The sequence below is a fragment of the Rhodopila sp. genome (assembly GCF_035548235.1).
Lineage (GTDB): Bacteria > Pseudomonadota > Alphaproteobacteria > Acetobacterales > Acetobacteraceae > Rhodopila.
This window is the reverse complement of sequence record NZ_DASZTJ010000235.1, coordinates 1-6,436: the sequence shown is the minus strand read 5'-3', so window position 1 is coordinate 6,436 and position 6,436 is coordinate 1. Positions and strand designations below refer to the sequence as shown.

6 protein-coding genes and 1 pseudogene are annotated in these 6,436 nt (G+C 67.2%); 2 read left to right on the top strand and 5 right to left on the bottom strand.

What is annotated here, in order from left to right; all coding sequences use genetic code 11:
* Positions 1-36 precede the first annotated feature (36 nt).
* Genes VHB27_RS19190 through VHB27_RS19180 form a run of 3 tightly spaced genes read right to left on the bottom strand, consistent with a single transcriptional unit; the run spans position 37 to position 2,303 of the window.
* Positions 37-807 (bottom strand): amino acid ABC transporter ATP-binding protein, encoded by a 771-nt coding sequence (locus VHB27_RS19190; RefSeq protein ID WP_325603520.1) that lies wholly within the window; start codon positions 805-807, stop codon positions 37-39.
* On the bottom strand, positions 804-1,454 hold the full coding sequence (locus tag VHB27_RS19185) for an amino acid ABC transporter permease (RefSeq protein WP_325603518.1): 651 nt from the start codon (positions 1,452-1,454) through the stop codon (positions 804-806). The genes VHB27_RS19190 and VHB27_RS19185 overlap by 4 nt, the downstream gene beginning before the upstream one ends.
* Positions 1,455-1,463: 9 nt before the next feature.
* The gene (locus VHB27_RS19180) at positions 1,464-2,303 is read right to left on the bottom strand and encodes a transporter substrate-binding domain-containing protein (RefSeq protein WP_325603517.1); all 840 of its coding nucleotides are present in this window, start codon (positions 2,301-2,303) and stop codon (positions 1,464-1,466) included.
* A 117-nt stretch (positions 2,304-2,420) separates the two neighbouring features.
* On the opposite strand from VHB27_RS19180, the gene VHB27_RS19175 reads away from it, so the two are divergent.
* Entirely contained in the window at positions 2,421-3,197 is a 777-nt protein-coding gene (locus VHB27_RS19175; RefSeq protein ID WP_325603515.1) for a class II aldolase/adducin family protein, read from the top strand.
* 207 nt (positions 3,198-3,404) lie between these two features.
* Here the strand turns inward: VHB27_RS19175 and VHB27_RS19170 are convergent, their stop codons facing one another.
* A complete protein-coding gene (locus tag VHB27_RS19170; RefSeq protein WP_325603513.1) occupies positions 3,405-4,619 on the bottom strand; it encodes an MFS transporter in 1,215 nt (404 codons plus the stop codon).
* A 133-nt stretch (positions 4,620-4,752) separates the two neighbouring features.
* Between VHB27_RS19170 and VHB27_RS19165 the strand changes: the two genes are divergently transcribed.
* Positions 4,753-6,180: an amidohydrolase family protein gene (locus VHB27_RS19165; protein ID WP_325603511.1), complete on the top strand. Its 1,428-nt coding sequence runs from the start codon at positions 4,753-4,755 to the stop codon at positions 6,178-6,180.
* 20 nt (positions 6,181-6,200) lie between these two features.
* Here the strand turns inward: VHB27_RS19165 and VHB27_RS19160 are convergent.
* Positions 6,201-6,436: pseudogene (locus VHB27_RS19160) on the bottom strand (hypothetical protein); the annotation flags it as partial.

Here is a 6,436-nt window from a genome sequence, read left to right as displayed (position 1 = left end):
CCCCCCCCGACGAGGTGGGGCGGGGGGAGAAAACGTCTACGACGCGTGGAATCGCGCCAGGAACTCCGCCACCCTGGGATTGCCCGAGTCGCTGAAGAACTTCGCGGGCGGCATGTCCGCGACCACCCGGCCGCTTTCCATGAACACGACGCGGCTGCCGACTTCCCGTGCGAAGCGCATCTCGTGCGTGACGACCATCATGGTCATGCCGTCCTCGGCCAGTGTGCGGATCACCGCCAGCACCTCGCCCACCAGTTCGGGATCGAGGGCGGAAGTCGGTTCGTCGAACAGGATCACCTCGGGCTTCATGGCCATGGCGCGGGCGATCGCCACGCGCTGCTGCTGCCCGCCCGAAAGCTGCGCCGGCCGTTTCGCGACGTGGTCGGACAGCCGCACGCGGGCAAGCTGCTCCGCCGCCAGCGCGCGCGCCTCGGCCGGCTTCATGCCCAGGACGCGGCGCGGGCCGATCGCGACGTTGTCCAGCGCCGAGAGATGCGCGAACAGGTTGAAGCGCTGGAACACCATGCCGATGCGCCGGCGCTTGCGTGCGGTCGCCGTCGCGGGGTCGGGGACCAGCTTGCCGTTGCGCATCTCGCCGGCCATGTTGACGCCATCCAGCACGACCTCGCCTTCCGAGGGCGCCTCGATCCGGTTGACGCAGCGCAGCAGCGTCGATTTCCCGGCGCCGCTGGGGCCGATGACCATGACGATCTCGCCGCGCGCCACGTCCAGGCTGACCCGGTCCACCACCGGGATCTCGCCGTAGACCTTCGACAGGTTCCGGATAGCCAGGAGCGGCGCGGTCATGCCAGTCGCTTTTCCACCACTTCCGATCCCCAGGAGAGAAGGGAAATGATCACCAGGTAATACACCGCAAGTGCGGCGTAGAGTTCGAACGGCACGAATTTCTCGGCGATGATGAGCTGCGCGGAACGGGTGAGTTCGGTGATCGAAATGACGGACAGCAGCGACGAGCTTTTCACCAGCGTGATCAGCTCGTTCGTCAGCGGCGGCGTGACCCGGCGCAGCGACTGCGGCAGCAGGACGAACTGGATCGACTGCCGCTCGGTCATGCCGATCGACAGCGCCGCCTCGGTCTGGCCCGGATCGATCGATTGCAGGCCGGCACGCATGATCTCCGCGATGAAGCCGGCGGAGTTGAAGGCCAGCGCGACGACGCCGCTCCAGAACGACGACAGCTCGAAGCCGATGCGGGGCAGGGCGAAATAGACCAGGAAGATCTGCACCAGCGCCGGCGTTCCGCGCACGAAATAGACATAGGCTTTGATGATCGCCTTCGGGATGCGCAGGGTGGAGACGCTGATCAGCCCCATGATCAGGCCGGTGAAGCAGGCCAGCACCATCGCGCACGCGGAGACCTCCAGCGTGACGAGCGTGCCCTGGAGCATGTAGGGTACGCCATACCAGATGGCGCCCCAGTCGAAGCTGCCCATGCGGCGGCCTTATCCGGGCAGGACCTCGGGCACCTTGTCCGGCGTCTCCATCGTCGAGCCGAACCATTTCTTCTGCAGGTCCACCAGGCTGCCGTCTTTTTTCATTTCGGTCAGCCCATCGTTGAAGAATTTGCACAGGGCCGTGTCTTCCTTGCGGAAGGCCATGCCGTAATAGGCGGGGATGTCCGAGACGGGGGCGCCCATCTTGAACTTGCCGGGCGTGTCGCGCATCAGCACCATAAGCGTCGAGCGGGAGTTGATGACGGCCTCGGTGCGCCCGTTCAGCAGGTCCTGGTACGCCTCGGGGTAATGGTCGTACTGCTTGACCCCGGCGTAACCGGGCTTGCCGGACGCTTTCAGCTTGGTCTCGAACTTCCCCATGATGTCGGCGGCGGCGCTGCCCAACTGTACGCCGATGACCTTGCCCGACAGGTCGTCGGCGGTCTTGATCTTGTCATCGTTGGCGCGGGTCAGGATCATCAAGGAGGCGTCGGCGTAAGGCTGGGTGAACAGCACCTTGGCCGCCCGGTCCTTGGTCATGGTCATGCCGGAAATGATGCAGTCGAACTTGTTCGCGTAGAGCGCGGGAATGATCCCGTTCCAGGCGGTGTCGATGAAGTGCGACTTGACGTTGATCTTCGGCAGCAGGTGGTTCGCGATGTCCACGTCGTAGCCGACGATCTGGCCGTCCTTGATGAACTCGTACGGGACATAGGCGGCCTCGGTCCCGACATTCAGGACGCCGGCCTTCTTGACCTTGTCCAGTGTGTCCTCCGCGCGGGCGGCGCGGATGGCCGGCAGGGTCAGCAGACCCGCGCCAGTGCCGAGAAGAAGGGAGCGACGGAGCATAACGATCACCTCGGTAGCGTGCTGCGCGGGAGAGGCAAACGACATGCCAAATGCGTGCTTGACGCGGGGCGGGGCAGGATGAAGGCTGCGCCGCCCAAGACAGGAAACCCCGCCGCCATGAACATCGCCACCTCGCCGGCCGCGCTGGCCGGCATCTCGGAAACCGAATGGCAGATCCGGTGCGATCTCGCCGCGCTGTACCGCCTGGTCGCCCATCACCGCTGGACGGATTTCATCTACACGCACATCTCCGCCCGCCTGCCGGGGCCTGAGCATCACTTCCTGATCAACAAGTACGGCGTGAACTTCCACGAGATGCGGGCGTCGGACCTGGTGAAGATCGACGTCGACGGCAACATCGTCGACCCGCGCCCGCTGTCCCAGAGCGACGTGAACGCCGCCGGGTTCTGCATCCATTCCGCCATCCATATGGCGCGGGAGGACCTGGTCTGCGTCGTTCATACCCATACTGCGGCCGGCATCGCGGTCTCGGCGCAGAAGGACGGGTTGCTGCCGCTGTCGCAGCATGCCTGCAAGTTCTATGGGCGCATCGCCTATCACGGCTATGAGGGCATCGCCCTGGACCTGGACGAGCGGGAGCGCCTGGTGAAGGACCTGGGCGAGCACAAGGCGATGATCCTGCGCAATCACGGCCTGCTGGTCGGCGGCACCTCGATCCCCGAGGCGTTCCTGAACATCTACATGCTGGAACGCGCCTGCGCGGCACAGGTGGACGCGCTGGCCGGCGGGCGGGAGATCGTGCTGCCGCCGCCCGAGGTCTGCGCCCACACGGCCGAACAGTTCCGCCGCGGCGAAAACGAGGCGCACTATGCCATGGTCTGGGGCGCCGCGCTGCGGCTGGTGGAAGACGGAAAACCCGACTACCGGAGCTGATCCGGCGGGGGCGGCGCCCCGGAGAGGGGGTGCCGCCGGACCCGGCCGCCCGCACCCGGGCCATGGCGCAGGCGCTGCCGGACCCGTTGTCGGGCTCCGACCAGGCGGATAGCGGCGAATCGCGTCACGCGCCCGGTCATCGAGGCGATGGCCATGAACCGGCCACGTCGCGCGGCGGCGGGGGACGGCGTATAGCATCGCATCCGATCAGGCAGCGTCCAGCCGCAGCACGAGCCCCCAGAACGCGGACGCGGCGATCAAACACCCCAGCGCCGCGATCCCCATGGCCGGTCCCAGCCGTGCGAACAATGTCGGGGCTACGACCATCGCGACCAGGAGCCCGGCATTCGCCGAAACGATCCAGGCACGGAATCCCGCCGCCACATCTGCCGCGGGCACGGATGTTTGCATCAGGGTCGCGCGGGGGATGTCGTTCATCGGTCCTCCCACGCCAGCCAGCATCGCGCCGGCATAGAGACTGTCGCGCGGCAGGCCTGGTACCAGGGCGCACAGGCCGATCAGCGCGATCCCGATCCCGTTGACGGCATTGCCCCACAGGGACAGCAGCGCGGGACGCTGCGGCAGGGGACGGCTGCCGACGACGAGGTTGGCGGCGAGGTTCGTCACGCCGTAGCAGGCGATCATCGCACCGAACATGCGCACCGCCTGATCACCGCGCTCCGTCAGGAGCAGCGGCACGCCGAGGAACAGCGCTGCGTACCAGGCTCCATTGACGATCCCGCTGGTATACAAAAGGAAGCCCAACAGCCGGTGGCGCCGAAGCGCCCGGAAGCCCTGCAGGAACGACGCCAGGCGGCTTCCGTCGTGCCGCACCGAACGTGTGGCGCGGGGGCCTATCAGCAGCACCGCGGCGGCTGAAACCAGGAAGCTGGCGGCATCCACCGTCAGGAAGTGTACGACCGGCAGCCAGGCCGCCGCCAGCGCGATCAGGGCGGGGCCAACCAGCCTCGCCAGCCGATCCGTGCCATCGAACAGCGCATTGATGGCAGGCAGCATCGCCTCCGACGGCGCCAGGCCGGGCATGATCGTCTGCACGGCCGGTCGGAACGCGGCCTGGCCAACCGCCAATACCGTGACGATCATCGCCAAGGACACCACGCCGACGCGTCCGGTGACGGCCCAACCCAGCACGACCCCGCCCAGTACCGCGGCTCGTATCAGATCGGCGGCGATCATGACCCGACGCTCGTTCCGGCCGTCGAGCCAGCGGCCGAGGAGCAGCGCGGCGAGCAGGGTTACGCCCGCTTGGCAGGCGGCCAGGTATCCCGCCGCCGGCCCCAGCGCGGCCACCGCGATCCAGGTGATCGCGATCGTTCCCAACTGGTCGCCGACCGACGACGTTGACAGGCCGCCCCACAGGAGCGCGACCACCCTGACGCGAAGCGGCGAGAGCAAACGCATAAATCGTCCGGAACCGACCGGTTCGCACCGTACGGGGCGCCTCTCCGATGTCAATCGCCTGTTGTCGCGCGTGCGGCCGGGATTACGATGCCGAGGACCCACGCAGGAAGGGGCGGCCCATGAGGGATAACCAATGAGCGTCACCGTCATACGCAACGCCGGCATGGTCATCGGCTGGGACGGCGAGGCGCACACTTATATGCCGGACGCCGACCTCGCATTCGACGGCGGGTCGGTCACCTTCGTCGGCCGCGCCTATGCCGGTCCCGCCGACACGGTGATCGACGGCAAGGGGCTGATGGTCATGCCAGGGCTGGTGAACATCCATTCCCATCCCTCGAGCGAGCCGATGAACAAGGGCCTGATCGATGAGATCGGTTCGCCGGGTTTCTACAACTCCTCGCTCTACGAATACCTGCCGATCTTCCGCGCCGACGCAGACGCGGTGCCGCACTGTGTCCGGGTCGCCCTGTCCGAACTGCTGCTTTCGGGCGTAACGACACTGGCCGATCTGTCCATGGCGCATCCCGGCTGGCTCGACCTCCTGGCCGAAGCCGGCATGCGGGTCTGCGTCGCGCCGATGTTCCGCTCTGCCCGCTGGTTCACCCGGAATGGCCACATGGTCGAGTACGAGTGGGACGAGGCGGTCGGCGAGAAGGCGATGGGCGAGGCACTGTCGCTGATCGAACGGGCCGAACAGCATCCCTCCGGCCGGCTGTTCGGCATGGTCGTCCCGGCGCAGATCGACACCTGCTCGGAATCGCTGCTGCGCGACAGCTTCGCGGAGGCGAAATCCCGTGGCCTGGCCTGGCAGATTCACGCGGCGCAATCGGTCAGCGAGTTCCACGAGATCACCCGCCGGCACGGTTATACGCCCATCGGCTGGCTGGATCATCTCGGCTTGCTGTCGGAACGGTCCATCATCGGGCACGGGATTTTCCTCGACGACCATCCGGCGACGCCGTGGCACACGAAACAGGACCTTGCCCGCCTGGCCGATACCGGAACGACCGTCGCGCATTGTCCCACCGTGTTCGCCAGGCGCGGCATCACGCTGAAAGATTTCGGCCGGTACAAACGGGCCGGCGTCAACATGGGTGTCGGGACGGACACTTATCCCCACAATATGCTGGACGAACTGCGGCTGGTCTCCTACCTCGCGCGCACGCAGGCGGGCGATCCGCGCACGATGAACAGCACCGACCTGTTCAACGCCGCCACCATCGGCGGCGCCAAGGCGCTGGGCCGCAGCGATATCGGCCGTCTCGCGCCGGGATCCAAGGCGGATATCGTGCTGGTCGACATGGCGCACCCGATGATGCGGCCGACGCACGATCCGGTGCGCAGCCTGATCTACGCGGCAGGCGACCGGGCGATCCGGACGGTGTTCGTCGACGGGCGGATGGTGGTGGATCGGGGCGAGGTGCTGACGATGGACTACCCCGCCGCGGCCCAGGCGCTGCACGAGGCGCAGGCGCGGGTCAAGGACGCGGTGCCGCGGCTGGACTGGGCGCACCGTTCAGCGGACACGATCTCTCCGCTGACGTTCCGGCGGGTCTGAACGCGGTCTGACCCGGCCCGTTACGTCCGGTCAGGCGGCAGCGTCATGCAGGGCATTCCCCGGCCGCTCAACTTCGTGCAGGCATCGGCGGCGACGCGTGCCGGCAGGCCGGTGAGTCGCGCCATGAACGCCACCTGGTTGCCCAGCGGCGTGGTGGTCGGCAGCTCCACGTTCGCTACGCGCAACAACTCGGGCAGCGTCGCCCGAGCCCGTTCGGCAGCCGATTGCGCGCCGGGCAGGGTGGGGTAGGCGCCGA

What these genes read in the sequence shown, in the direction of transcription:
- VHB27_RS19190 (WP_325603520.1), bottom strand. Translation starts at nt 807, where the DNA reads ATGACCGCGCCGCTCCTGGCTATCCGGAACCTGTCGAAGGTCTACGGC.
- VHB27_RS19185 (WP_325603518.1), bottom strand. Translation starts at nt 1,454, where the DNA reads ATGGGCAGCTTCGACTGGGGCGCCATCTGGTATGGCGTACCCTACATG.
- VHB27_RS19180 (WP_325603517.1), bottom strand. Translation starts at nt 2,303, where the DNA reads ATGCTCCGTCGCTCCCTTCTTCTCGGCACTGGCGCGGGTCTGCTGACC.
- VHB27_RS19175 (WP_325603515.1), top strand. Translation starts at nt 2,421, where the DNA reads ATGAACATCGCCACCTCGCCGGCCGCGCTGGCCGGCATCTCGGAAACC.
- VHB27_RS19170 (WP_325603513.1), bottom strand. Translation starts at nt 4,619, where the DNA reads ATGCGTTTGCTCTCGCCGCTTCGCGTCAGGGTGGTCGCGCTCCTGTGG.
- VHB27_RS19165 (WP_325603511.1), top strand. Translation starts at nt 4,753, where the DNA reads ATGAGCGTCACCGTCATACGCAACGCCGGCATGGTCATCGGCTGGGAC.